This is a genomic window from Mycoplasma testudineum (assembly GCF_002245785.1).
In the GTDB taxonomy this organism is placed as follows: domain Bacteria; phylum Bacillota_I; class Bacilli_A; order Mycoplasmatales; family Metamycoplasmataceae; genus Mycoplasmopsis_B; species Mycoplasmopsis_B testudinea.
Window position 1 is genome coordinate 1 of sequence record NZ_NNCE01000020.1, and the last position, 1,459, is coordinate 1,459.

The 1,459-nt window shown below is 28.0% G+C and carries 1 protein-coding gene; it reads left to right on the plus strand.

Annotated features, from left to right (window positions below):
* Positions 1 to 49 precede the first annotated feature (49 nt).
* Positions 50 to 1,459 (plus strand): hypothetical protein (locus tag CG473_RS04120; protein WP_148130230.1); only part of this gene is annotated, 1,410 nt, incomplete at its 3' end.

Consider the following 1,459-nt stretch of genomic DNA (forward strand, 5'->3'; position numbering starts at 1 on the left):
TGAAAGCGACTGTTTTATTTTAAAGGGTGAAAGTGAGTAAAATTTATAAATGAAAAAATTAACAGTTAGAGAACACTTGCAATCAGCGAGAATTTCAAAATCTTTATTAAAAAAGAATGCATTATCTTTTATTGAACAATTTTGGGATTGAAAAACTGGTGACATTTCAAAAGAATTAAAAGTTTCGATATCTAAAGTAGAAAGATACCGGCGGTTGCTTTCAAAAAAAGAACCAATTAATTTATTTCATGGAAACTCGAAAAAAAGAGGAATGTACAAATTAGATTTTTATAAAAAAATTGTTAAAGATTATAAGCAAATGGTTACTGATCATAATTTGGGACGAAGTGCAAACACTCGGTTAACTCCGATAGTTTTTTGTAGAAATCATCCCGATTATGATGAATCAATGCGCAGAAAAGTTGCTAAAGCATTAATTCATTTTGGAATTTACTATCCAAGAATGTGAAGGACTTCTAAAAATAAAATTAGAAAAGCAAAAAGGTATGAAAGTGATATTCATGAATTTGAAAAATCAAATTATTATTTCGTTAAAAATTTAACTTTCGAAAAATACATTGAATCAATTCCGGTTAAGAAAAAAATGTTACTTGTAACTAGTTTGAAAAATATGTTAATACAACATTATTATAGAATTGAAATTGATGGTAGTATTGACTACTATTTAAATACAAATGAAAAAACATCTTTAGTTAATGTAGTTGATTATGCTAGCGGTAATACTATTGCAACATATATGACTAAATTTGAAAATGCACAAGGATACATTAATGTTTTATGTGACATATTTGACAAATATGGCCTTCCAGCTGAAATAAGAATAGATAGAATAAGCCTTTTGGAGAGTCACGTTCCAGGTTCAGTAACTCAAATAAGGGCTCAATTAGAAAAAATGGGCATTACTGTAATTGCTAAATCTCATCCTACAAATAAGCCAGTTATTGAAAATAGTTGAAATTCTTGACAACAAAGTCTACCAATTTTTTTGTCAATAAATAACATTACAACTATTGAAGCTTACAACCAAAATCGTGAAAAAGTTTTAGAATACATGAATTCATTGAATAAAAAAACACCAATGATTATCACCGAAAAAAGAAATTTACCTGATGATTATCATGGTGTGTCAATCGCTATAACTCGTGTTTGCCGCAACAACATTGTTTCCATATCGGGTGAAACATTCGGATTCTACGACGAAAAAGGCGATAGAGTCACTGCGGTACATGGTTCTAAAATATCAATTCGGATTAGTAAAGAAAACCAACTATTTACAATGGTAGGAAAAGATAAAATAATGCTAAAACCGATTAACGATCTTATTTTAAATAAAAAATTTTCAGATTACTTAATTAAAGGTTCAAAAGTTTTTAATGATAATAAGGCAAAACTAAAAATTATTCTCGACAATAAGATAAAAATAATCAAAGACCAAAGA